Origin of the sequence: Streptomyces sp. VRA16 Mangrove soil (assembly GCF_017377775.1) — a bacterium.
Classification (GTDB): Bacteria; Actinomycetota; Actinomycetes; order Streptomycetales; family Streptomycetaceae; genus Streptomyces.
Genome location: NZ_JAFVLN010000007.1, coordinates 326426 through 348175, shown reverse-complemented (window position 1 = coordinate 348175; position 21750 = coordinate 326426). Strand labels below are relative to the sequence as shown.

The 21750-nt window shown below is 68.4% G+C and carries 23 protein-coding genes and 1 pseudogene; 11 read left to right on the top strand and 13 right to left on the bottom strand.

The window, feature by feature from the left end; all coding sequences use genetic code 11:
- Positions 1–354: 354 nt before the first annotated feature.
- The 3 genes from J3486_RS21480 (at position 355) to J3486_RS21470 (ending at position 1780) form a co-directional block, all read left to right on the top strand.
- Positions 355–864, top strand: a complete 510-nt coding sequence (locus J3486_RS21480; protein WP_207822547.1) for a TM2 domain-containing protein — start codon at positions 355–357, stop codon at positions 862–864.
- Complete coding sequence (locus J3486_RS21475; protein WP_207822545.1) at positions 848–1264, top strand: DUF2752 domain-containing protein; 417 nt, start codon at positions 848–850, stop codon at positions 1262–1264. Before J3486_RS21480 ends, J3486_RS21475 begins: the two co-directional genes overlap by 17 nt.
- 225 nt (positions 1265–1489) lie before the next feature.
- Positions 1490–1780 carry a TM2 domain-containing protein gene (locus J3486_RS21470; protein WP_207822543.1) on the top strand — a complete coding sequence of 97 codons (291 nt, stop codon included), beginning with the start codon at positions 1490–1492 and terminating at the stop codon, positions 1778–1780.
- Between the two features lie 147 nt (positions 1781–1927).
- On the opposite strand, the gene J3486_RS21465 is transcribed toward J3486_RS21470, so the two are convergent.
- From J3486_RS21465 to bldG, 6 genes are all read right to left on the bottom strand, one after another.
- Complete coding sequence (locus J3486_RS21465) at positions 1928–2125, bottom strand: hypothetical protein (protein WP_207822540.1); 198 nt, start codon at positions 2123–2125, stop codon at positions 1928–1930.
- A 111-nt stretch (positions 2126–2236) separates the two neighbouring features.
- Positions 2237–3826: a methyltransferase gene (locus tag J3486_RS21460; RefSeq protein ID WP_207822538.1), complete on the bottom strand. Its 1590-nt coding sequence runs from the start codon at positions 3824–3826 to the stop codon at positions 2237–2239.
- A gap of 150 nt (positions 3827–3976) precedes the next feature.
- Entirely contained in the window at positions 3977–4558 is a 582-nt protein-coding gene (locus J3486_RS21455) for a small secreted protein (RefSeq protein ID WP_207822536.1), read from the bottom strand.
- A 245-nt stretch (positions 4559–4803) separates the two neighbouring features.
- Positions 4804–7221, bottom strand: coding sequence for a sodium-translocating pyrophosphatase (locus J3486_RS21450; protein ID WP_207822534.1), 2418 nt, complete (start codon positions 7219–7221; stop codon positions 4804–4806).
- Between the two features lie 262 nt (positions 7222–7483).
- Positions 7484–7915 (bottom strand): ATP-binding protein, encoded by a 432-nt coding sequence (locus J3486_RS21445; RefSeq protein WP_207822532.1) that lies wholly within the window; start codon positions 7913–7915, stop codon positions 7484–7486.
- Positions 7916–8014: 99 nt separating this feature from the next.
- The gene (gene bldG / locus J3486_RS21440; protein ID WP_003975386.1) at positions 8015–8356 is read right to left on the bottom strand and encodes an anti-sigma factor antagonist BldG; all 342 of its coding nucleotides are present in this window, start codon (positions 8354–8356) and stop codon (positions 8015–8017) included.
- Between the two features lie 162 nt (positions 8357–8518).
- Between bldG and J3486_RS21435 the strand changes: the two genes are divergently transcribed.
- Positions 8519–10891: a DEAD/DEAH box helicase gene (locus J3486_RS21435; protein ID WP_207822530.1), complete on the top strand. Its 2373-nt coding sequence runs from the start codon at positions 8519–8521 to the stop codon at positions 10889–10891.
- Between the two features lie 212 nt (positions 10892–11103).
- Here J3486_RS21435 and J3486_RS44235 read toward each other — a convergent pair whose 3' ends face one another.
- From J3486_RS44235 to J3486_RS21405, 6 genes and pseudogenes are all read right to left on the bottom strand, one after another.
- Positions 11104–11397 (bottom strand): Rv3654c family TadE-like protein, encoded by a 294-nt coding sequence (locus J3486_RS44235; RefSeq protein ID WP_229378346.1) that lies wholly within the window; start codon positions 11395–11397, stop codon positions 11104–11106.
- A gap of 182 nt (positions 11398–11579) precedes the next feature.
- Positions 11580–12050: a TadE family protein gene (locus J3486_RS21425; RefSeq protein ID WP_207822525.1), complete on the bottom strand. Its 471-nt coding sequence runs from the start codon at positions 12048–12050 to the stop codon at positions 11580–11582.
- Positions 12037–12291 carry a DUF4244 domain-containing protein gene (locus J3486_RS21420; protein WP_229378345.1) on the bottom strand — a complete coding sequence of 85 codons (255 nt, stop codon included), beginning with the start codon at positions 12289–12291 and terminating at the stop codon, positions 12037–12039. Before J3486_RS21420 ends, J3486_RS21425 begins: the two co-directional genes overlap by 14 nt.
- A 73-nt stretch (positions 12292–12364) precedes the next feature.
- Positions 12365–13135 carry a type II secretion system F family protein gene (locus J3486_RS21415; protein ID WP_207822523.1) on the bottom strand — a complete coding sequence of 257 codons (771 nt, stop codon included), beginning with the start codon at positions 13133–13135 and terminating at the stop codon, positions 12365–12367.
- Between the two features lie 235 nt (positions 13136–13370).
- Positions 13371–14225 (bottom strand): type II secretion system F family protein, encoded by an 855-nt coding sequence (locus J3486_RS21410; RefSeq protein WP_207822520.1) that lies wholly within the window; start codon positions 14223–14225, stop codon positions 13371–13373.
- Positions 14226–14283: 58 nt separating this feature from the next.
- Positions 14284–14595 (bottom strand): annotated as a pseudogene (locus tag J3486_RS21405) (ATPase, T2SS/T4P/T4SS family); the annotation flags it as partial.
- A gap of 44 nt (positions 14596–14639) precedes the next feature.
- Between J3486_RS21405 and J3486_RS21400 the strand changes: the two are divergent.
- The 7 genes from J3486_RS21400 to J3486_RS21370 all read left to right on the top strand — a co-directional run bounded on the left by J3486_RS21400 (position 14640) and on the right by J3486_RS21370 (position 20335).
- The gene (locus J3486_RS21400; protein ID WP_207822518.1) at positions 14640–16190 is read left to right on the top strand and encodes a recombinase family protein; all 1551 of its coding nucleotides are present in this window, start codon (positions 14640–14642) and stop codon (positions 16188–16190) included.
- On the top strand, positions 16187–16888 hold the full coding sequence (locus tag J3486_RS21395) for an RNA polymerase sigma factor (protein ID WP_207822516.1): 702 nt from the start codon (positions 16187–16189) through the stop codon (positions 16886–16888). The genes J3486_RS21400 and J3486_RS21395 overlap by 4 nt, the downstream gene beginning before the upstream one ends.
- A gap of 56 nt (positions 16889–16944) precedes the next feature.
- On the top strand, positions 16945–17106 hold the full coding sequence (locus tag J3486_RS21390; RefSeq protein ID WP_207822514.1) for a hypothetical protein: 162 nt from the start codon (positions 16945–16947) through the stop codon (positions 17104–17106).
- Positions 17107–17735: 629 nt separating this feature from the next.
- Positions 17736–18212 carry a hypothetical protein gene (locus J3486_RS21385; RefSeq protein WP_207822512.1) on the top strand — a complete coding sequence of 159 codons (477 nt, stop codon included), beginning with the start codon at positions 17736–17738 and terminating at the stop codon, positions 18210–18212.
- 264 nt (positions 18213–18476) lie between these two features.
- The gene (locus tag J3486_RS21380; protein ID WP_207822510.1) at positions 18477–18959 is read left to right on the top strand and encodes a hypothetical protein; all 483 of its coding nucleotides are present in this window, start codon (positions 18477–18479) and stop codon (positions 18957–18959) included.
- 243 nt (positions 18960–19202) lie between these two features.
- Entirely contained in the window at positions 19203–19481 is a 279-nt protein-coding gene (locus tag J3486_RS21375) for a hypothetical protein (protein ID WP_207822508.1), read from the top strand.
- Between the two features lie 377 nt (positions 19482–19858).
- Positions 19859–20335 carry a hypothetical protein gene (locus tag J3486_RS21370; protein ID WP_207822506.1) on the top strand — a complete coding sequence of 159 codons (477 nt, stop codon included), beginning with the start codon at positions 19859–19861 and terminating at the stop codon, positions 20333–20335.
- Positions 20336–20593: 258 nt separating this feature from the next.
- Here J3486_RS21370 and J3486_RS21365 read toward each other — a convergent pair whose 3' ends face one another.
- Positions 20594–21130 (bottom strand): hypothetical protein, encoded by a 537-nt coding sequence (locus J3486_RS21365; protein ID WP_207822505.1) that lies wholly within the window; start codon positions 21128–21130, stop codon positions 20594–20596.
- Positions 21131–21750 lie beyond the last annotated feature (620 nt).

Below are 21750 nucleotides of genomic sequence, written 5' to 3'. Positions count from 1 at the left end.
CTGCTGGCCGCACTGCTGCGGCGCTACGGGCTCTACGGCACTGCTGCGGAGTGTGACGGTACCTCCCGCCGGTGTGTCAAACGGGAAAAGCACGCAGCAGCCACTCGGAACGGTAACCCGACTCCTCGTGATCCTGCCCCCGGACCGGGGAGCGGACGCATGGGCTCCGGGTACCCGTCCGTTCACTGTGTGTGCCACGTTCCTGTCACGAGCGTCCCGGTTGCGCCCCGATCAAGGGACTCGCGGCATCCCTCACTCCCCGTACTTATCCCGTCCTGACAAGATGGCAGTGGCTGGGGGAGCCTGCGGGAGCCTCCGGCTCCGTCCCCAGGCATCCGACCCAGGAGCATCCCGATGTCCGACAGCAACCCCTACGGCCCGCCCCCGCAGGACCCGCAGGGACAGCCCGGCCAGCCCGGCCCGTACGGCTACCCGCAGCAGGGCGCCCCGCAGCCCGGCTACGGCTACCCCCAGCAGGACTCCCAGCCCGGATACGGCTACCCGGGCGGCGCGCCGGGCGCCGGTTACCCGGGGGGCGCTCCCGGAGCCGGCTACCCGGGCGGCGGGTACGCGGGTCCGCCGCAGCCCGGCATGCCGATGGGCGGCGGCTACGACCCGAACGCCCCCTACGGATACGACCCGTACGGCCGCCCGTACTCGGACAAGTCCAAGATCGTCGCCGGGGTGCTGCAGCTCTTCCTCGGCGGCTTCGGCGTCGGCCGTTTCTACATCGGCAATGTCGGCATCGGCCTCGCGCAGCTGTTCACCTGCGGCGGCCTCGGCATCTGGGCGCTGATCGACGGCATCATCCTGCTGACCAGCAGCAACACCACGGACTCGAACGGCCGTGTCCTGCGCGGCTGACGGCCGCGGCCGGGCCCGCGCGCTGTGGCGGCACCCGGCGGCGGCCCCGGTCGGGGTGCTGGCCGCGGGTGCCGTCGGCGCGTACTACCTCTACGGCACCAACCCCCACGAGCCCGGCCACTGGCTGCCCCGCTGCCCCTTCAACTGGGCGACGGGGCTGCTCTGCCCGGCGTGCGGCGGCAGCCGCATGGTCTACGACCTGATGCACGGTCAGTTCACCGCGGCCTGGCACGACAACCGGCTGCTGCTGCTCACCGCGCCCTTCGCCCTCGCCCTCCTCGGCCGCTGGGCCTACGAGGGGCTGCGCGGGCGCCGCTGGCGACCGCGGATCCCACCGCGCGGCCAGGCGGCGATCCTCGCCGTCGCCCTCGTGTGGACCGTGCTGCGCAACGCGCTCTGATGCCGCATCACACACCGCCGCACAGGCCCTGTCGGCACCACGCACCCCTCAGGTCACAAACCCGCCACGAAACCCCTCCTCCGGGGCGAGCCCGCCTCAACTGCCTCTAAATTTGGGCACTCCGAGGCTGCGCGACGTCCCCACACAGCGCATCCGCCTCACCAGTCATCCGCTCAGGAGCACGGCCGCGCCGTGCCCCTTGCGCTGTCCCCGAGGAGAACGCGCATGTCCTACCCCGCTCAGCCCGGCCAGCCCGGTCAGCCCGACCCCAACGCCCCGTACGGCTACGACCCGCAGGGCCGCCCGTACTCCGAGAAGTCCAAGGTCACCGCAGGTGTGCTCCAGCTCTTCCTGGGCGGCTTCGGCATCGGCCGCTTCTACGTCGGCAACACGGGCGTCGCGCTCGCCCAGCTGTTCACCTGCGGCGGCCTGGGCTTCTGGGCCCTGATCGACGCGATCCTGTTCTTCACCAGCACCGACCGCACCGACAGCCAGGGCCGCGTGCTGCGCGGCTGACGCCGTCGGAGGCAACTGCGCCGAAGGGCCCGCACCGCGGAAGCGGGGCGGGCCCTTCGGCATGTCTCACATCTGAACGTCCGGACGTCCGCACGTCACGTCCGCACGTCACGTCCGCACGTCCGAATACCCGGATGCCCGGACGTCTCACGTCTGGCCGAAACACCACACCGCGAGCGCCAGCGACGCCACTCCGGACGCCCCGGTGAGCACCGCCGCCGCCACCGGACGCGCGCCGTCCAGCACCGGCTCCCGGTGCAGTGTGCGCGCACCCGTCCACACCACGAGACCCGCTCCGAACAGCGCGAACACGGTGCCCGCGAAGAGCGCGGGGGTACTCTCCATCGCCTTGCCTCCCCGATCCCGGTACCGGTCGCGGTACCCAGACGGGAGACGCTGACACCGGCAGGCCAACCCGGGGTGAACTCCCGTACAGCGCAAGGCGAAGAGCGGCCGTCAGGCTCGGCGTACGGGCTCCAGGAAGCCCTGCTCGACCAGGGTGCGGATCTGAGCCGGCGTCTGGTCGCGCAGCAACACGGGCTCCTCGCCCATGAGTTGGGCGATGGCGTCCAGGATCGTCCCGGCGCTCAGGGTCCCGTCGCAGACGCCCGCGAAGCCCGCGCCGACCGTGTCCACCTTCGTCGCCCGGCGCATCCCGCGGCCCTGGCGCAGCACGACGTGCTCCGGGTCCTCGGCGCCCGGCAGGCCGACCTGCTCCTGCACGACCTCACCGGCGAGCGTGAACGACGACTGAAGCAGCGCCGCGTCGTCGTGCGTGCGCAGCCAGTCGACCCGCTCGAAGTGCGCCCGTACGGTGTCGCCGAGCGGCTGCTCGACGGGGTGCGGCCACTCCTCGACGGTGATCGACGGCTCGTCGCTCGCGGTCTTGCGCAGGGTGATCCAGCCGAAGCCGACGGCCTTCACCTTGCGGGCCTCGAACTCGTCCAGCCACGCGTCGTAGCGCGCCGCGTACTCCGCCGGGTCGGTGCGGTGGTCACCGGCGTCGCGCAGCCACAACTCCGCGTACTGCGTGATGTCCTGCACCTCGCGCTGCACGATCCAGGCGTCGCAGCCGCGCGGCACCCACGAGCGCAGCCGCTCGGTCCACTCCTCACCCTCGACGTGCTCCCAGTTGGCCAGGAACTGTGCGAATCCCCCCTCGTTCAGATGCTGCCCCGCTCCCTGAACGATCGAGCGGCACAGATCGTCCCCGCTCATCCCGCCGTCGCGGTAGGTCAGCCGGGCGCCGGGCGAGATGACGAAGGGCGGGTTCGACACGATCAGGTCGTACCTGGCGTCGCCCCCCTCGCCCACGGGCTCGTACAGCGAGCCCTCCCGCAGGTCGGCGGCCTGGACGCCGGAGAGCGCGAGCGTCAGTCCGGTGATGTGCAGGGCGCGGGAGTTGAGGTCGGTCGCGGTGACGTGGGTGGCGTGCCGGGCGGCGTGCAGGGCCTGGATCCCGGAGCCGGTGCCGATGTCGAGGGCGGAGTCGACGGGCGTACGGACGGTGATCCCGGCCAGCGTCGTGGAGGCACCGCCGACGCCGAGCACCACTCCCTCGTCGCGGCTGCCGATACCGCCGGCGCCGCCGACCGCGCAGCCGAGGTCGGAGACGATGAACCAGTCCTCGCCGTCGGGACCGCCGTAGGGGCGGACGTCGACGGTCGCGGCGACCTCGGCACCGGCGACACCGGCGACACCGGCGGCACCGGCGGCACCGGAAGCGCCGGAAGCGCCGTTCACGTCGCGCAGCCAGCCGCTCGCCACGCCCAGGTCGACGTCGAGCACCCCGGCCAGCCGCTCGCGCGCGACGGGCTGCTGCAGCAGGAACAGCCGCACCAGCGTCTCCAGCGGGCTGTCGCCACGGGTGGCGCGCAGCGCGGGCACGGTCTCGCTGCGGGCGAGCGCCGCGTAGGCGGGCGCGCCGAGCAGTTCGAGCAGCCCGTCGGCGGTGAACTCGGCTTCGATGAGCGCGTCGCGCAGGGCGCGGGCGGCGTCGGGGCGGTCGGCGGCGGGCAGCGGCACAGAGGCGGAGGAATTACTCACGCTTCCATTGTTACCGCGCCGCGGGCAGGCCTTCCGCACGGTGGAACGGGTGGGCACGGCCCTCCGGCGCGGGGGCGCGCGGGAAAACGGCGGCGCCCCCGGTGCGGCGGGTTTCCCCGCGGCACCGGGGGCGCGTACGCCGGGCGGACCCTACGAGGCCGACGGCGAAGCGGACGCGCTCTTGCAGCTCTCCTGCTTGGCCATCGCCTTGCCGACGTCACCCTCCTCCAGGTTCTTCAGGGCGTCGCTGCCGGACTGGCTCAGCTTGTCGAGCTCGCCCGCGATGCCCTTGAGACCCTCGGCGAACTTGGCCTGGTCGTTGGTGTCGAGCTTGTCGACCTGCTTCTTCAGGTCCGCGTACGACGTGGAGATCTTGTCCAGCTCCTTGACCGCGTCCTGCTGCTTGGTCTGACCGTTGTCGACCGGCGGGGCGCCCGCCTTGTCGACCGCGTCACCGATCGCCTTGTAGGCGTCGGACATGTCCTGGAACGCCTGCGAGTCCGTCTTCTGCACATCGGCCGGCGCACTGTTGTCCGACGTCTGCTTCTGGATCGCGGTGTTGGCCGCCTCGATCTTCTTCGCCTGCGGCTGGACCTCGTCGCAGACCTGCTTGGCCCAGGAGTCCAGCTTGTCATTGCTGTCGTCGCTGCAGCCCGACAACGCCAGTACCAGTACCGCACCGCCGGACAGTGCGGCTGCAAGCTTCTTGTTCACCGGATTGGTCCCTTCCATGGCTTACGGCCCCGGAACTTACACGCCGAGCACACGACAAGCGCATCTCGGGCGTTCGATACGACCGCTTTCTTGACCTTTAGCAGCCATTTGCACCAAGGGAGAGAAGGCTCACGGAGGACACACGGAAGACCTGGTGAGAAGTTCACGGCACGTCATGAAGCCTGTGCGTACGCGCGCGTGGGCGGGCAGCGCGTCAAAACGCGCTGCCCGCCCATGTGTTGGGGCGGCCGCCTGTCGGACCCTCAGGTGCGCTGCGACGCCACGGCCGGATCCGCCTGTTGCGGCACCGGTCCGGAATTTCCTCCGTCCCCGTCCGTGCCGTCTCCGTCGTCGCCGACGGCGATGCCGCGCCGCTTGGACACGTACACCGCCGCGACGATGACGCCGAGGGCGATGACGGCGATCGCGACCCGTACGCCCACGTTCGCGTCGTCCCCGTAGCTGAACTTGACGACCGCGGGCGCGATCAGCAGCGCGACCAGGTTCATCACCTTCAGCAGCGGGTTGATGGCCGGGCCCGCGGTGTCCTTGAACGGATCGCCGACCGTGTCCCCGATCACCGTCGCCGCGTGCGCCTCGCTGCCCTTGCCGCCGTGATGACCGTCCTCGACGAGCTTCTTCGCGTTGTCCCACGCGCCACCGGAGTTCGCCAGGAACACGGCCATCAGGGTGCCGGTGCCGATGGCCCCGGCGAGGTAGGCACCCAGGGCGCCCACACCGAGCGTGAAGCCGACCGCGATCGGCGCCATGACGGCGAGCAGACCGGGCGTGGCCAGCTCCCTGAGCGCGTCCTTCGTACAGATGTCGACGACGCGCCCGTACTCCGGCTTCTCGGTGTAGTCCATGATCCCGGGGTGCTCGCGGAACTGGCGGCGCACCTCGTAGACCACCGAACCCGCCGACCGGGAGACGGCGTTGATGGCAAGGCCGGAGAAGAGGAACACCACCGCGGCTCCGGCGATGAGCCCCACCAGGTTGTTGGGCTGCGAGATGTCCATGACCAGACCCATCGGCCCGCCGTTGCCGACCTTCTCGCCGACGTCGTGCGCCGCCGTGACGATCGCGTCGCGGTACGAGCCGAAGAGCGCGGACGCCGCGAGGACGGCCGTGGCGATGGCGATGCCCTTGGTGATGGCCTTCGTCGTGTTGCCCACGGCGTCCAGGTCGGTGAGCACCTGCGCGCCCGAACCCTCGACGTCGCCGGACATCTCGGCGATGCCCTGCGCGTTGTCGGAGACCGGCCCGAAGGTGTCCATCGCGACGATGACGCCGACGGTGGTCAGCAGCCCGGTGCCGGCCAGCGCGACGGCGAACAGCGCGAGCATGATCGACGTACCGCCGAGCAGGAACGCGCCGTAGACGCCGAGTCCGATCAACACCGCGGTGTACACGGCCGATTCGAGCCCCACCGAGATGCCCGCGAGGACCACGGTCGCCGGGCCCGTCAGCGACGTCTTGCCGATGTCCCTGACGGGGCGCCGGGTCGTCTCGGTGAAGTAGCCGGTGAGCTGCTGGATGAGGGCCGCGAGCACGATACCGATGGCCACGGCGACGACCGCGAGGATCCGCGGATCGCCGTCCTTGGCGCGGATGGCGGCGTCGGTGACACCGTCCAGATCGGCGTACTTGCCGGGCAGATACACGAAGACGGCGATCGTGACGAGTACGAGGGAGATCACCGCGGAGATGAAGAAGCCGCGGTTGATCGCGCTCATCCCGGAGCGGTCGGAGCGGCGCGGCGCGACGGCGAAGATGCCGATCATCGCCGTGAGGACCCCGATCGCGGGCACGATCAGCGGGAACGCGAGCCCGGAGTCGCCGAAGGCCGCCTTGCCGAGGATCAGCGCGGCGACCAGCGTGACGGCGTACGACTCGAAGAGGTCGGCGGCCATCCCGGCGCAGTCGCCGACGTTGTCGCCCACATTGTCGGCGATGGTCGCGGCATTGCGCGGATCGTCCTCCGGAATGCCCTGCTCGACCTTGCCGACCAGGTCGGCGCCGACGTCGGCGGCCTTGGTGAAGATGCCGCCCCCGACACGCATGAACATGGCGATCAGCGCCGCCCCGAGCCCGAAGCCCTCCAGAACCTTCGGCGCGTCGGCCGCGTAGGCCAGGACGACGCAGGAGGCGCCGAGCAGCCCGAGTCCCACGGTGAACATGCCGACGACGCCACCCGTACGGAAAGCGATCTTCATGGCGTGGTGCGAGACATCGGTGAGATCTTTTTCGGGCTCGCCCTCCTCGGGAGTCGCTTCCCGGGCCGCGGCCGCCACGCGCACATTGCTGCGCACCGCGAGCCACATTCCGATATAGCCGGTGGTCGCCGAGAACAGCGCACCGATCAAGAAGAAGATCGAACGGCCCGCCCGCTGATTCCAGTCGTCGGCGGGCAGCAGCAGGAGCAGGAAGAACACCACGACGGCGAATACGCCGAGGGTGCGCAACTGCCGGCCCAGATAGGCTTTCGCGCCTTCCTGCACCGCGGCCGCGATCTCTTTCATGGATGGGGTGCCCTCGCCGGCCGCGAGGACCTGACGCACCAGGACCCCTGCGACGGCGAGCGCCGCGAGCGCGACGAGCGCGATGACGATCACGATCAGTCGGTTGTCGTCCGTCAGAACTGCGGCTGCGAGGCTTGCGAACTGAGAAGGCTCCGCCATTCGTCCTCCTTGACGCTTGGGCTGAGCTCAAGATGTGGACGGATTGTAGGGAGCTGAACCTGATCTCAACAGGGCACCGTAAGCGGAATTGTTTTCTACCCGAGAAATGATCGATAAACCCCGCTAACCCTTTGAGGGCATTAGCAAAGATCGACGATCTACGGAAAATGATCTCCTCGGAAATAAAAAGATCCCGCTCATCAGGAAGATGAACGGGATCTTGAAGCTCTGTTGAAGCTCTCGGGAAAATCGCGCGTCGGCGCTACGGCAACAGGGTCGCGGGCAGCGTCGGCCAGCTCATCCTGATGAGACCGCCGTCCGCGTCCGCGGTGACCTCGACGTCGTCCACGAGGCCGCTGATGACGGCGAGACCCATCTCGTCCTCGCCCTCGGCCTCCAGGTCGTCGGCCGCGTCAGGCGCGCCGGGGGTCTCGGCGGCCGCGCGCGGCGCCTCGTCCCCGACCTCGATGGAGAACTGCTTCTCCTCCTCGATCAGCGACACCCGGACGGGTGCGGTGATCCCGCCGGCCTGGTGCAGCCCGACAGCCCGGGAACAGGCCTCGCCGACGGCGAGCCTGACCTCGTCGAGCACGGCCTCGTCCACGCCTGACCTGCGCGCCACCGCGGCCGCCACCAGACGGGCCGTGCGGACGTGCTCGGGCAGAGGGCTGAAGCGGAGTTCGACGGTGGCCATGCATCCCCCTCGGACATACGGGCGTGCTCTCGGGGACCGGGCGCGACGGCGCGTCGCCCGATCCCCGTCTCTCTATCGATCTTCCCGCTGCGACCGAGATCAGTCGGTCGCCGCGACAGCTTCCTCGACCGAGGTGTGGATCGGGAACACCTTGGTCAGGCCGGTGATCCGGAAGATCTTGAGAATGCGCTCCTGGTTGCAGACCAGGCGCAGCGAGCCCTCGTGGGCCCGCACACGCTTGAGACCGCCGACCAGCACGCCGAGCCCGGTGGAGTCGAGGAAGTCCACGCCCTCCATGTCGACGACAAGGTGGAAACTGCCGTCGTTCACCAGCTCGACCAGCTGCTCGCGCAGCTTGGGCGCGGTATATACATCGATTTCGCCACCGACCTCGACGACCGTACGATCGCCGACGGTACGGGTCGACAGGGACAGGTCCACGGATCCTCCAGCACCTTGCTATCGAGCGGTCGCCCCTCGGGGATACCTCGGCTTGACCCCCCGGGACGGTTCGCCAGCCGCGATGGCATTCAATCACTTACCGGCGGGCGTGCACGACGCCTTGGGACATTGTCCGTCACGCCAGTGACACACTCGGTGCCGATGGCCAAGAATCACCGATCCGAACGACCCGCGGCTCCCGACGCCTCCCGCCCTTCTCCCGGTGCGGTCCTGGACAGGCTCGCCTCGGGTCCGAGCAGGGCTGCGCGCATCACCCATACGGAGCACTTGCCCCCTCGCCCGGGACGTCATGCAGTCTGGCCGGACCGGATCCGCGCGGAGGTCGTGGCGGCCGTGCAGGAAGCGGGTATCGAGCACCCCTGGGCCCATCAGGCACTCGCCGCCGAGCACGCTCTCGACGGCGATTCGGTGGTCGTGGCGACGGGCACGGCGTCCGGCAAGTCCCTGGCGTATCAGGTCCCGGTCCTCTCGGCGCTCCTGGACGGCTCGGAGGCCCCGAACGGCCGCGGGGCGACCACGCTCTACCTCGCCCCGACCAAGGCCCTGGCGGCCGACCAGTGCCGATCGGTGAAGGAACTTTCACAACCTCTGGGTACGGCCATCCGCCCTGCGGTGTACGACGGCGACACCCCGTTCGAGGAACGGGAGTGGGTGCGCCAGTACGCGAACTACGTCCTGACCAACCCCGACATGCTGCATCGCGGCATATTGCCCTCGCACCCGCGCTGGTCCTCCTTCCTCAAGGCCCTGAAGTACGTCGTCATCGACGAGTGCCACACCTATCGCGGCGTCTTCGGCTCGCACGTCGCCCAGATCCTGCGCCGGCTGCGCCGCCTCTGCGCCCGCTACGGCTCCTCCCCCGTCTTCCTCCTCGCCTCGGCCACGGCGGCCGAGCCGGCCGTCGCCGGCCGCCGGCTGACCGGCCTGCCGGTCGTCGAGGTCGCCGACGACGCCTCGCCGCGCGGCGAACTCGTCTTCGCCCTCTGGGAGCCCCCGCTCACCGAGATGCAGGGCGAGAAGGGCGCCCCGGTGCGCCGCACGGCCACGGCCGAGACGGCCGACCTCCTGACCGACCTGACCGTCCAGGGCGTCCGCTCGGTCGCCTTCGTACGCTCCCGGCGCGGCGCCGAACTGATCTCGGTGATCGCCCAGGAACGTCTCGCAGAGATCGACCGCTCGCTGCCCAAGCGCGTGGCGGCCTACCGCGGCGGCTATCTCGCCGAGGAGCGCCGCGCCCTGGAGGCCGCCCTGCACTCCGGCGAACTCCTCGGCCTGGCCGCCACCACCGCCCTCGAACTCGGCATCGACGTCTCGGGGCTGGACGCCGTGGTGATCGCCGGATATCCGGGCACCCGGGCCTCCCTGTGGCAGCAGGCGGGCCGGGCCGGCCGGTCGGGCCAGGGCGCGCTCGCGGTCCTGGTGGCCCGCGACGACCCCCTGGACACCTTCCTGGTGCACCACCCGGAGGCCCTCTTCGACCAGCCGGTGGAGTCGACGGTCCTGGACCCCGACAACCCGTACGTCCTGGCCCCGCACCTGTGCGCGGCCGCCTCCGAACTCCCGCTGACGGAAGCCGACCTCGACCTGTTCGGCCCGGCCTCCAGCGACCTCCTCCCGCAGCTGGAAGCGGCGAAACTGCTCCGCCGCCGCCCCGGCACCAAGGCGTGGCACTGGACCCGTCGCGAGTCCGCCGCCGACCTGGCCGACATCCGCGGCGAGGGCGGCGATCCGGTCCAGATCGTCGAGGCGAGCACCGGCCGTCTGCTCGGCACGGTCGACGCGGCGTCGTCGCACACCACGGTCCACGACGGCGCGGTCCACCTCCACCAGGGCCGCACCTACGTCGTGAAGCACCTGGACCTCGACGACAACGTCGCCCTGGTCGAACCCGCCAACCCGACCTACTCCACCACCGCCCGGGACACGACGGCGATCTCCATCCTGGAGACGGACGTCGAAGTCCCCTGGGGCGAGGGCCGGTTGTGCTACGGCTCGGTCGAAGTCACCAATCAGGTCGTCGGCTATCTCCGCCGCCGTCTCATCACCGGCGAGGTCCTGGGCGAGACCAAACTCGACCTCCCTCCTCGTACGCTGCGCACCCGCGCGGTGTGGTGGACGGTCACCGAGGACCAGCTGGACGCGGCCCGGGTGAACCCCGAGATCCTCGGCGGCGCCCTGCACGCCGCCGAACACGCCTCCATCGGCATGCTCCCCCTCTTCGCCACGTGCGACCGCTGGGACATCGGCGGCGTCTCCATCCCGCTGCACCCCGACACGCTGCTCCCCACGGTCTTCGTCTACGACGGCCACCCCGGCGGCGCGGGCTTCGCCGAGCGCGCCTTCCACACCGCCAAGGAGTGGCTGACCGCGACCCGCGAGGCCATCGCCTCCTGCGAGTGCGAGGCCGGCTGCCCGTCCTGCATCCAGTCCCCCAAGTGCGGCAACGGCAACGACCCCTTGCACAAACGAGGCGCGATCCGCCTCCTGACCACGCTCCTGAAGGAAGCCCCGTAAGGAGCGCGGGGAACGGCGCGAGAACCCACCACCGGCCGTCGGCCGACCACGAAACCAGAGGGTCCAGGGGCGGAGCCCCCGGTTTCGGGACGGGAAGGGGAGGGGAGGCAGGGGGCGACTCCTCCAGACCTCGGCCGAAACCCATCGCCCCGACCTGACGAAGCCCCCCCACGAAGCCCGGCGACCCGGCGCCCCGGCGCCCCGGCGAGAACTCACCCCGAACCAGGCCCCGCCCGAGCCCGCACCTCCGCCCCGAACACCCCCTCCCCCGCGGCGGCGGTCACATCGGCCACCTCGCCCATCACCCCGCACCGCACCACCCGAGCCCCTTGCGCCCGAGCCACTCTCCCGGCCAGCTCACAAGCCGCGGCCCTCCCTTCCGTCCAGTGATCGGCTGCGGCCAGCGCCGCCAGATCGGCCGCTCCGCCCGCCCGATGCCGCGCCTGCACGGCATGGCCCAGGGCGAGCACGCCTCCGAAGACGGCTCCCACCGCGGCCATCGCCATGACGACCCACACGGTCGCGGACCCGCGATCACCCGTGGCCGGCCACCTCCGCCTCCATCGCCTCCATCGCCTCCACTGCGTCCACTGCGTCCACCGCTTCCGCTGCGTCCGCTGCGTCCACTGCGTCCACTGCGTCCACTGCGTCCACTGCGTCCACTGCGTCCGATGCTTCCATCGCTGGCTCATGTCTCCCCGGCCGTCTTCCCCGTCGTCTCCCCAGCCGTCTCCCCGGTCGTCTCCACAGCCGTCTCCCCGGTCGTCTCCCCCGTCGTCTCCTCGGCCGCCGCGACGGCCTGCGCGCTCAACTCCACGCCGAGTACCCCCGGCCCCGCCGCCCGCGCCCGCACCGTGACCCGGACGAGGTCGCCCTCCCGGCTCACCTCGACCCAAGCCCCGCTCGGCGCGGCCTGCCGGGCGGCGGCGACGGCGGCGCCCTCCGGTTCCTGGCGGGCCACGGCCCTGGCCCCGGTCCGCGCGGCGTCCACGCACCTGATCTGCGCGGACGCCGCGAGAACCACCCAGACCAGCGTCATCGTGAACGCCACGAGCACGGGCAGCACCACGGCCGCCTCCGCCGTCACGAACCCCCGGTCGCCGCCCGGCCCGCGACCCCGCTCGCGCCCGCGCCCGCGCCTGGTCTCAGAACGCCCCATGGAGCGCCTTGTCCACCAGCGACTGCAGCGCCGACTGCACCCCGTCGCTCGTCACCACCTGATACAGCACCCCGGCGAAGCCCACCGCGGCGATCAGCCCGACCGCGTACTCCGACGTGACCATCCCGGCGTCCCCGCGCCCCGACCGCACGCTGCGCACACCTCGCGCCCAGCGCCTCATGTGCCGCCGCAGCCACCCGTACGTGCTCGCGCTCGTGCTCGTCCTACGCGTTCCGTTCATCTCAACCCCCATATGGATCACGGGAATCCAGTCCTTCCGGACTCCCCCTGCAACTCGGCTCCTGCGCCCCGTCTCACCGCCCGCCCAGCACCCCGCCCGCGAGGCCGATCACCACGGGCAGCACCCCGATCACGAGGAAGGCAGGCAGGAAGCACAGCCCGACCGGCGCGGTGACGGCCACCGCCGCACGCCGCGCGACCGCCGCGGTTCTGCGCCCCTGTTCGGCCCTGCACTCCGCGGCGAACCGGGCGACGGGTGCCGCCGCCGGCGCCCCGGACTCACCGGCCCGCTCCAGGAGCCGGACCAGCACACCGGCGTCCGGTATCGCGGCCAACTCACGCCACGCACCGCCCGGTTCAGCCCCGAGCCGTACCTGCGCCGCGCCCCGCGCGAGTCCGCAGCCGACGGGCCCGCCCAACGACTCCCCGACGACCCGCGCGGCCTCCACCGGGTCCGCCCCGGCCGCGACACAGGCGGCCAACAGATCTGCGGCCAGCGGGAGTTGCCGCACCGCCTCGGCGCCGGTGTCCGCCCCCGCTCTCGCCGCCCGACGCCGCCACCAGCGCGCCGTCAGCACACCCGCGACAGCCCCGACCAGCAGCCCCAACGCCCCGCCGACGAGCACGTACCCGGCGCACACGACTCCGGCCACCGGAGCCCATCGCCGTACGGCGTCCGGCATCCGCACGCCCCGCCGCGTCGCGCCCTGCGTGGCGACGTCCAGCACCAGCGCCACCCGGCGCCGCACCTCCCGTTCCCGCCACCGCCGTTCGACCGTGTGCACCAGCCACACCAGCGCCGACACGCCGCACAGCACTGCCCCCAGCCTGTGGACAACTTCCATCGCTCTCACCCTCCGCCCGAGCACTCCGCATCACGGCCCACGCCACTTCCCCCACCACCGCTCACCTCACGGCTCCCACCACCGCTCACATGGCGGCCCCCACCACTGCTCGCATGACGGCTCCCACCACTGCTCGCATGACGGCTCCCACCACCGCTCCCACCCCCACTCACCCCCACTCACCCTCACGACTCACATCACGGCTCACGGCTCACGCCTCCACTCACCCAGCTCCTCACGCCTCCGCGCTCCGCACGATCCGCAGCGCCCACCACAGCCCCGCCGCCTCCAGCGCGCCGCCCACCACCAGGCACCCCCAGCCGGCACCGGTGTGCAGCAGCACCCGCAACGGCCGTGCCCCCAGCACCGATCCGAGCAGCAGCCCGAGCACCGGCAACCCGGCAAGCATCACCGCGGTCGACCAGGGGCCAGCCAACTGCGCCCGTAGATCGGCCCGTTGGTCCCGCTCCGCCCGAAGCGCGTCCGCGAGCCGCTCCAGGCCGGCCGCGAGTCCCGCACCCCGGTCCACCGCCACGTGCCAGCACGCCGCGAGGCCCTGCAGCCCTTCGGCTCCCGGCTCCTCGGCCGCCGCCCGCAGAGCACCGGGCACGTCCCCGCCGAACCGGGCCGCAGCCGCCACCCCCGCGCTCCCTCTGCCCGACAGCGCCCCCGACTCCCGCACCGCGACATCCAGCGCCGCGCCCGGCTGCCGCCCGGCCCGCACCTCGCCTGCGAGCACCTCGCACAGCCGGATCACCGCGCTCCCGCGCCGGTCCCGCGCCTGCCGCGCCGCCCTCGCCCTGCGCGAGCGCGCCACGCCGGGCACCGCACAGGCGCCCAGGACCAACGGCAGCGGCGAGGCCCCCACGGCGGCGATCACCGCCCCGCCGACCACGCACCCCCACTCGGGCCGTCCCCGCGCCCATCGCCACCACCGCCGCCCCGCACCCCGCCAGGCCGCCGTCGACGCCCCGCCGGGCCCGCTCGCACCCAACACGGCCCGCACCCGGCGCACTTCGGCGTCCCGTACCTTCAGCGCCCACACCACGGCCATCGCCCCGGCCAGCCCCACGACCACGACACCGGACATCTCAACTCCCCCTTCAGTCTTCAGTCCCGCACGTTCATCGACCGGTCCCGCGAGCCGCTCACTCCAGTCGCACCCCCAACAGCCCGCCGAGCCGCTGCCACCCCTCCCCCGCCACGAATCCGCGCGCTCCCCACTCCAGTGCCGAAACGGCCCGCACCCATCCCTCCGCGTCCCGCTCCAGGACCCTCACCTGCGCCACCCGCCGACGGCCGGCCCGGTCCCGTACGAGATGCAGCACCACGGACACCGCGGCCGCCAACTGGCTGTGCAGCGCCGCCCGGTCGAGCCCCGCGGCGGTCCCCAGCGCTTCGAGGCGCACCGGCACATCGCCCGCCGCATTGGCGTGCAGAGTGCCGCAGCCGCCCGGGTGTCTCGCCTAGCACTGCAAGGCGTTCGACTCACCAGGGACGTTCCGTGAGCCAACCCACCTGTGTCATCTATGACCGCCTGTCGCGCCTCTTCGCAGAGGAAGCCCCGGACCACCGCATTACCGCCTGCAAGGCTTATGCCGCTCAGCGTGGATGGAAGGTGGTGCACATTGCTACCGACACCAACGTCAGTGGAGCCAGCCGACTTGAAGACCGCCCCGGTATGCGCGAAGTCCTGTCCTGGCTTCCCCGCGCTGACTACGTGCTTGCCGCAAAGCTGGACCGGTACGCGCGCAGTGTTCTGGAATTCCAGCGACTTCTAGACGCTGCGAAGTCCACCAGCACCACCGTTGTCACGGCTGATGGAGTCGTGAGCCCGGAAAACGCGTCCATCATCATCAACGTCCTTGCCGCATTCGCTGAGTACGAACGGGACATGATTAAGGCCCGGATCACGGACAGCAAGAAGCACTTCCGGGCGCGCGGCAACCACCTGGGCGGGCTGGCCCCGTACGGCTATGCAGTCAGCGGGCCGGTCAACAACAAGCGCTGGGTCATTGACGAATCAGCCGCAAGCATTCTGCGCGAGTGCGCAGACAAGCTCATCAACGAAGGAGCTTCGCTCACAGGGCTCACCCGGGAGCTGAATGAGCGCGGAATCCTGCCCCCGGCTGAACATGCACGGCAGCGCGCTGGACGGAAGCTGCGGGGCGGCAAGTGGCATTCCACGTCACTTCGGGATGTGCTCTACTCGCCTGCCGTTCGGGGATGGCTGGTGCAGGCTGTTCCCGGAACTAAGCGCGGCGCCCTCACCAATCAGCCTGTCCTAGACGCTGAGGGCAAGCCAGTGTCCGCCGGGCCGGAAATTCTCAGCGCCGAAGTCTGGTCCGCCGTGCGGGCAATCCTTGATGGCAAGGCAAAGGGGCGGGGCGGTGAGCGGACGGGTAAGGCCCTACTCCTGCACGTGGCGCACTGTTCGGAGTGCAACGGCCCCATGTACCGGCAGCGCCGTGCCGTCAATGGCAAGGACTACAGCACGTACGTATGTCGCGCCGGAGTAGGCAAGCGGGGAATTCACCGGCCCAACGTCATCATTGCCCGCAACGTTGAGGAGCTGGTGACCGCCGACTATCTGAGGCGCTTTGGAACCTTCGAGCTGATGCGCTGGGCTGAGCCTGACGGAAGTGCCGTGCTTCAACTCTCGGAAGTGACCGGTCAGATTGAGCGGCTGGCAGGAAACCTTGCCCAACTCGACCCCAGCGGCTCTGCGGCACGCGTAGTCATTGGGCAGCTAACGGCACTGGAAAAGCGGCAGGCGGAACTACAGGCCGAAGCCGAACACGCCGAAGGCCGCTGGGTATCCACTGGTAAAACTATCGCTGAGGACTGGGCTCAGCGGAACGAAGAGGGGCGGCGCGCAATGCTCGCAGATTTGGGGGCGCAAGTGGTCATCCGTCCGGCCACGCCCGGCGCCCCGAAGAGGTTCGACCCCACGCGGATTTCCGTGAGCTATCAGGGGCCTGAATGGCGGCGCGAGTTGAACCCGGCGGAAGCACACCTGATTGAACTTGCCATGGAAGAGGTGTTGTCGGCATGAGCCTTGATGAAACTCAGCTCAGGGGAGCACTCAACGGCGACCCCGAAGCCACCACGGCCGTTCTCAGGGCCCTTGATGGGCTTATCCGGGCACGGGCCCAGCGCATTGACCGGGACAGCGCAGAAGACCTTGCACAGGTGGGACGCGAAGCCCTGTGGCTCAGCCTGGGCCGCTTCACTGGCTCCGCCGGGCAATTCATCACCTTCGCTGGCCGGACCGTGACCGGCGCCATGCAAGACGCACACTGCGCCATGCGATACCCGGGGATCAGCCTTGACGAAGCGAAGCTATGGCGGTCCGCCTACAAGCACGCAAACGGCAACGCTGACGAAGCGCAACGACTGGTGTGCTCCGGACAGTTGGCCTGGCGCATGAGCCCGGAGACCGCCAAAGCCGTGAGAAGCGCTGTACGCCCGCCTGAGGCCCTGCCGGAAGACCCGGGCGCCCCTGCCCCGGTAGAACCCTCAGCGGACGGCTCAGAGCGTTCTAGCGGCCGTGTGGCATGGATGCTGATGTCACTGGGGCAGCAACAGCGGGCCGTGGTGCAGATGACCTATGGCATCGGGGAGTCAGGCCGCATGACGGATGAGGAGATAGCCGAAACCCTGGGCATTCCGAAGGCGCACGTATCTGCCGCCCGCAGCAAGGCAATCCGGCGCCTACGCGACAGGTGGTCAGGAGCATCCTTCCTGCGCTGAGCTTTCGACCCGCTAGACCAACTTCGAAGGCTCCACCTAGCGGAAGGAGAGACCGCATGAGCGATGAACTGATCACGGAGATTGCCCGGCGCATCCGTGAGGAGCTGGGCATCACGGGAAGCAACCCGTTCACGCTGGACGACGAGACCAACGCAGCATCCCGGGAGATATTCCGCAGGGTTGCCGGAAACGTCAGCGTCTTCCCGGCGGCAGCGTAAGCACGACCACTGAGCCCCCGTTCTGGCTTCTGCCAGGCGGGGGCTTTCGTGTTTCTCCGGCAGGCCAGCGCAAGCCCCCGTGCGGGCGCCTGAGCGCCTTTCAGTGCGTCGCTGGCGCCGAGTACCAGGGAGGAGCGGAGAAGGGCACAGGCGTACGCACAGAGCTTCTGACAGACCGTCAGGTTAGGGCATCGAGAATGCTGCCCGTTTCCTAGTGCGCTAGCTGGCGCTGTGTAGTTTCAGCGCGGAGGGGTGAGCAAACTACACACCCCCGAAACCCCCACTGACCTGGGCTTTTACAACTCACAGACCGCTTTCTATGTAGTAAGTATTAGTTAGCCCCAACCGCATATAGAAATCTATAGGGAAAGGGGGCTACTCGTACTCTGCACACAGCTTCCGGTCACCGGGCAGTAAAAGCCCAGGTCAGAGGCCAAATAGCCGGTGTGTAGTTTCTGCACTACTCGTACATCTCACTGAGCTTCCGGGCATTCGACTCCCTAGACCTCTTTCGGAGGCACCAACCACCAGAGAGGCAATCCGCGATGCTCCTTGGACGAGAATGCGCATGGGAACCGTGTGAGAACGCTGCCCGCCCGCGCTCTGACTACTGCTCCCAGCGCTGCTATGTGGCCGCCCGCCGGTTTGCTGCACTGTCTGACGCTGAGCTGACCGCCCGGGAGGAGCGGCAGAAGGTAGCCCGGACGCGAAAGACAGCGGCAATTCAGGTGAAGGCTGACCAGGATGCCCGGCGCACCCTGCCCTGTGTCGTCTGCGGCACGCCTCTTGAGCGCAAGTCTGCCGCCGGTAGCAAGTCCGGGCGTATCTCGAAGTATTGCGGTGAAGCCTGCCGCCATCGTCGTAAGCGTGAGTTGTCCAGCGTGGCGCCTGGCGCTGTCTCTCAGTTCCTCCGCTATGCCAGCCCTGCCCCTGGCGCTCACGCGAACGCTGAGGAGTTCTACGGGGCTTACGTGGTCTGGGCTGGCGCCTACGGCATTGAGCCGCTGAGCCCTTCGGACATGCTGCCTCAGCTCAAGGCCGCTGGTTTCCGTATCGAAGGTGCGGGGGCTCATCAGGTGGTTGTTTTCAGGGGAATTTCAGAGTGACGCGCTTCACATAAATTCGTCAGTCCGCAATGCCCGAATGCATACACTTTGCGGGCGCTCCACTCCCTAGACATATCTTGTAGGGGCGATAAGCCGCCTACCGCGAACGGCATCACCCTGGTTCGCATTCCGCGCTACGGCGCTCTTATACCAACGGCCCTAGGTCAGGTTGATTCCCTCAGCGGTAGTGATGCCCCGCTGTTGTGAGTCCCTGACCTAGGGCCGTTTTTCGTTTTCGGCATCACACCAGAAGGCATCACATCCATGACCAGCTATTCCGCCATGCACAAGCTATTGACCCAGCTAAAGCTACCCGCGAAGTACAGCGCATGCGCCTGGTGCGGGCTCACCGCTTCTGACTGGGCCTACCAGTGGGATGACCCCCATGCGCTGGACAGCGACCACGGCCCGTACAGCCAGAACACCACCAGCTACGCACCTATGTGCCGACGCTGCCACAACGCGTTTGATGACGCGCACCGGTCCTACAGCGCTGAGCGATTCCCCTACGAGGTAGCCCGACTCAAGGAAGCCGCGTATGCCTCTGTGAGCGACGAACGGCGGGCCGCTGAGACCAGGGGCCGGGAGGCTAGTCGTAAGGCCGCTCTCCGCCATCTGGAGGCGCGCGAAGCCCTCATGCCTGAGCGCCGCAAGTTTCTGTCTGAGCCTCAAAAGACTGCCCTTGCCCTCATGTCGCGGGGCTACCGGCATAACGCGCTTGAACGCGCTGAGGCAGGCGCCATCTAAAGACCCGGGCAGGGGGCTGTTACTAGCCAGAGGGCAGCCCCCTGTCCGCCCATTCTCGAAAATCCCGGCAGATCCGAGCCGGCTGACCCCTATCCGGAGAAATTCCAATGGACGCTATAGGGCCCACACAGGCGCTCCGCATCCTCGAAGCGCATACACGCGTACCCCGTGACGAAGGCTCACGCACTGAGCTGTTCGCGGCCCTAGTCGTGCTTCGCATGCTTGCCATGGGGGGTGCACCCGATGGTGCATCTGACTGAAGCCGACCGGGGGTATATCTCGGCCTTTGTGGCCGTTGCAGGCGAAGCCATTGAAGAATGTCCGGGCGCTGAATCAAGTCTGTTGCTGCTGTTCGGCGCGTGCAAAGAAGCCAGCGGACCGCGCTTCATACCTATGGGCTCCTTTGACCGGCTGCTGCGCGCTACCGGGTATGAGCGCACTTCCCGGCGCTATGGAGTCCGTTACAAAGGGATTCGCCCGAAGGACCCGGCACTGCAACACAGAGTCTGGTACGCCAACTGACCACCTACGGATATCCGTATGTGACTACCTCAAGAAGGAAGAATGACGATGACTAACACCCCCTGGTACATGCGCAGCGTTGAGCCTGGTACTGAGGGTGCCAGCGCCGACGGTAAGCGTTGGGCGCTTGAGTCCCTGGCTTCCACGGCCAGCGCTGAGGATGACGCCATGGTCTCTCACCTAAAGGCCGCTGAGGCCCGGGGAGTTGAGATTGACCCGTCTACGCGAATGGCAATGGGCTACGCGACCGTTGCCCGCAAGGCGGCTGCCCAGCTAGGCGAGGCTACGCCGAAGGCCACCAGCGCCAGCACGGATGCTCTGACCCCCGCTCAGCGCATTGCGCGCGGCTACGGCGCCTGAAAGGAGTACGCGGCATCATGACTGCAACTGATCTTGAGAAGGCCCGTAAGGCTGCTGAGGCGGCTGCCGCGAAGTTGGCTGAGGCTGAGGCCGCTGAGGCAGAGAAGGCCGCACAGCAGGCCGCTGAACGCCTTGAGGCTGAGAAGGAAGCTGCGGCCCGATTCCTTGAGGACCGGCGAGACCTTGAGGAAAAGGTGCGCGGCAGCAATCCCAGCGCCAAGGAAAAGGCGGAAGCATTCAAGGCTGGCACTCTCGCTGAGCTAGTTGTTGAGTACCTTTCCCGGCGTGAGGCAGTTAGCGCGCTTCGCACTCATGCTCAGGAGTGTGCTCGGCTATTGGGCCTCAACCCCTATGAGCTAGGCATTGATGAACTCCGCTGGGTTGATCCCAACGAAGAGTTGCGGCGCTGGCAGGAAGAGGCTATGCCCCTAGTTCTTCGTGACCGTGCTGACGCACTTTCCGCTGAGGCGCTGGCGCCGTACGAGGTGGACTAGCAATGGCGCATGACGCACTGGACCCCGGACCCGATGGTTCGTATCCCTGGTTTCCCCGGCTGCCGGACGGTTCGCCTGCCTGGTCTGATCTTTGCCCGCCGAGTTACCAGGGAACGCGAATGCCACGTGGTCTTCACCGGCAGCGGGGCGTGATGGTTGACCTGACTCCCCGAGACATCAACGGCAACCCGATCAATCCGCCGATCATTCCCGCGAAGTAGCCGAGTTGCCCTGTGTTCCACTCGCGCAGGGCAACTTTCACAGACTTCCGTCATCATCCAAAGCCGCTTGCGCCACAGAAATGAAGTTGTCTAGAGCCAGCGCCAGTTCAAAGGTGCTTAGCTCTATAGCTGAGCGCTCGCTATCTCTCTTTTGGTCATCCCCTTGGCCGATAAACCACTGCAAGCGATTGACTTGCAGAGCTGTCTTGTGAGCTAGTTGCTCGACCTTCCTACTCGAAGCACCGACATTTGCGGGACCGACCAACGCGACTTCCACCCACTGGGATTTCAGCTCATTAGCCGTGTCGTTGTAACGCTGCACAGTGGCATCAGTAACTGAATCAGGGTACAGGTCGAAATTCTCGAACTTCTCCAGCTGATCTCTCAGTTGTGATGTGCTGGATATGAATGCCTTATACGTGTCGTGGCGTGGTTCCCTTCGCTGGCGCTGATGTTCGGCCCGTGCTGTGAGCCGGGTCGTTTCTCTCTGGGATCTACTGGTAACTAACGCCGTGCCTATCGTTGCCATCGATCCAGCCAAGGCGCCGAGCACTGCGGCCAATCCTGCATCCATGGCGCCATATTCGGGGCAGGCAGCGCAGCGGGTCAAGAGCGTGTGCTGACGCAACCAGGCACCCTCAGCCGGCTGAAATCGACTGATTCTCTGGCCTGGGCTTATCTCGCTCAGTGGCGTTGCTGTCCCCTGTGCTGTAGCTAACCACCCACCTACGGATATCCGTAGGTGCCCCCTTCTCCCGGAGTACAGATATGCCAAGGAAACCTAGGACGCCGTGCAGTCAGCCTGGGTGCAGTGAGCTAACGAATGGTGGCCCATGTCCTGAGCACAAGAGGCAGCGTGAGCAACAGCGAGGCAGCGCGAGTAAGCGTGGTTATGACGTTGGCTGGCAGCGCAAGCGTAAGGCTTACCTGTACGCCAATCCATGGTGTGTGTTGTGTGGTCGGCAAGCGACTATCGCTGACCATTGGCCGCTGAGTCGCAAGCAATTGCAGGCACGGCATGAGCCGAACCCTGATGCACCTAAACACCTTCGGCCACTGTGCAAGCCATGCCATGACAGCGAGACCGCGAAGAACCAACCTGGTGGTTGGGCAGCCGAGAACGTGAAGCCTAAGCCGCCTGAGCTTCCGCCGTTCTAGTTCCCGCTGACGCCTACCCGGGTGGGGGGTGACCCC

Coding starts and splice junctions, on each gene's coding strand:
- J3486_RS21480 (WP_207822547.1), top strand. CDS start 355: ATGTCCGACAGCAACCCCTACGGCCCGCCCCCGCAGGACCCGCAGGGA.
- J3486_RS21470 (WP_207822543.1), top strand. CDS start 1,490: ATGTCCTACCCCGCTCAGCCCGGCCAGCCCGGTCAGCCCGACCCCAAC.
- J3486_RS21465 (WP_207822540.1), bottom strand. CDS start 2,125: ATGGAGAGTACCCCCGCGCTCTTCGCGGGCACCGTGTTCGCGCTGTTC.
- J3486_RS21455 (WP_207822536.1), bottom strand. CDS start 4,558: ATGGAAGGGACCAATCCGGTGAACAAGAAGCTTGCAGCCGCACTGTCC.
- J3486_RS21450 (WP_207822534.1), bottom strand. CDS start 7,221: ATGGCGGAGCCTTCTCAGTTCGCAAGCCTCGCAGCCGCAGTTCTGACG.
- J3486_RS21445 (WP_207822532.1), bottom strand. CDS start 7,915: ATGGCCACCGTCGAACTCCGCTTCAGCCCTCTGCCCGAGCACGTCCGC.
- J3486_RS21435 (WP_207822530.1), top strand. CDS start 8,519: ATGGCCAAGAATCACCGATCCGAACGACCCGCGGCTCCCGACGCCTCC.
- J3486_RS44235 (WP_229378346.1), bottom strand. CDS start 11,397: ATGGCGATGGCCGCGGTGGGAGCCGTCTTCGGAGGCGTGCTCGCCCTG.
- J3486_RS21425 (WP_207822525.1), bottom strand. CDS start 12,050: ATGGGGCGTTCTGAGACCAGGCGCGGGCGCGGGCGCGAGCGGGGTCGC.
- J3486_RS21420 (WP_229378345.1), bottom strand. CDS start 12,291: ATGAACGGAACGCGTAGGACGAGCACGAGCGCGAGCACGTACGGGTGG.
- J3486_RS21415 (WP_207822523.1), bottom strand. CDS start 13,135: ATGGAAGTTGTCCACAGGCTGGGGGCAGTGCTGTGCGGCGTGTCGGCG.
- J3486_RS21410 (WP_207822520.1), bottom strand. CDS start 14,225: ATGTCCGGTGTCGTGGTCGTGGGGCTGGCCGGGGCGATGGCCGTGGTG.
- J3486_RS21395 (WP_207822516.1), top strand. CDS start 16,187: ATGAGCCTTGATGAAACTCAGCTCAGGGGAGCACTCAACGGCGACCCC.
- J3486_RS21390 (WP_207822514.1), top strand. CDS start 16,945: ATGAGCGATGAACTGATCACGGAGATTGCCCGGCGCATCCGTGAGGAG.
- J3486_RS21380 (WP_207822510.1), top strand. CDS start 18,477: ATGACCAGCTATTCCGCCATGCACAAGCTATTGACCCAGCTAAAGCTA.
- J3486_RS21375 (WP_207822508.1), top strand. CDS start 19,203: ATGGTGCATCTGACTGAAGCCGACCGGGGGTATATCTCGGCCTTTGTG.
- J3486_RS21370 (WP_207822506.1), top strand. CDS start 19,859: ATGACTGCAACTGATCTTGAGAAGGCCCGTAAGGCTGCTGAGGCGGCT.
- J3486_RS21365 (WP_207822505.1), bottom strand. CDS start 21,130: ATGGATGCAGGATTGGCCGCAGTGCTCGGCGCCTTGGCTGGATCGATG.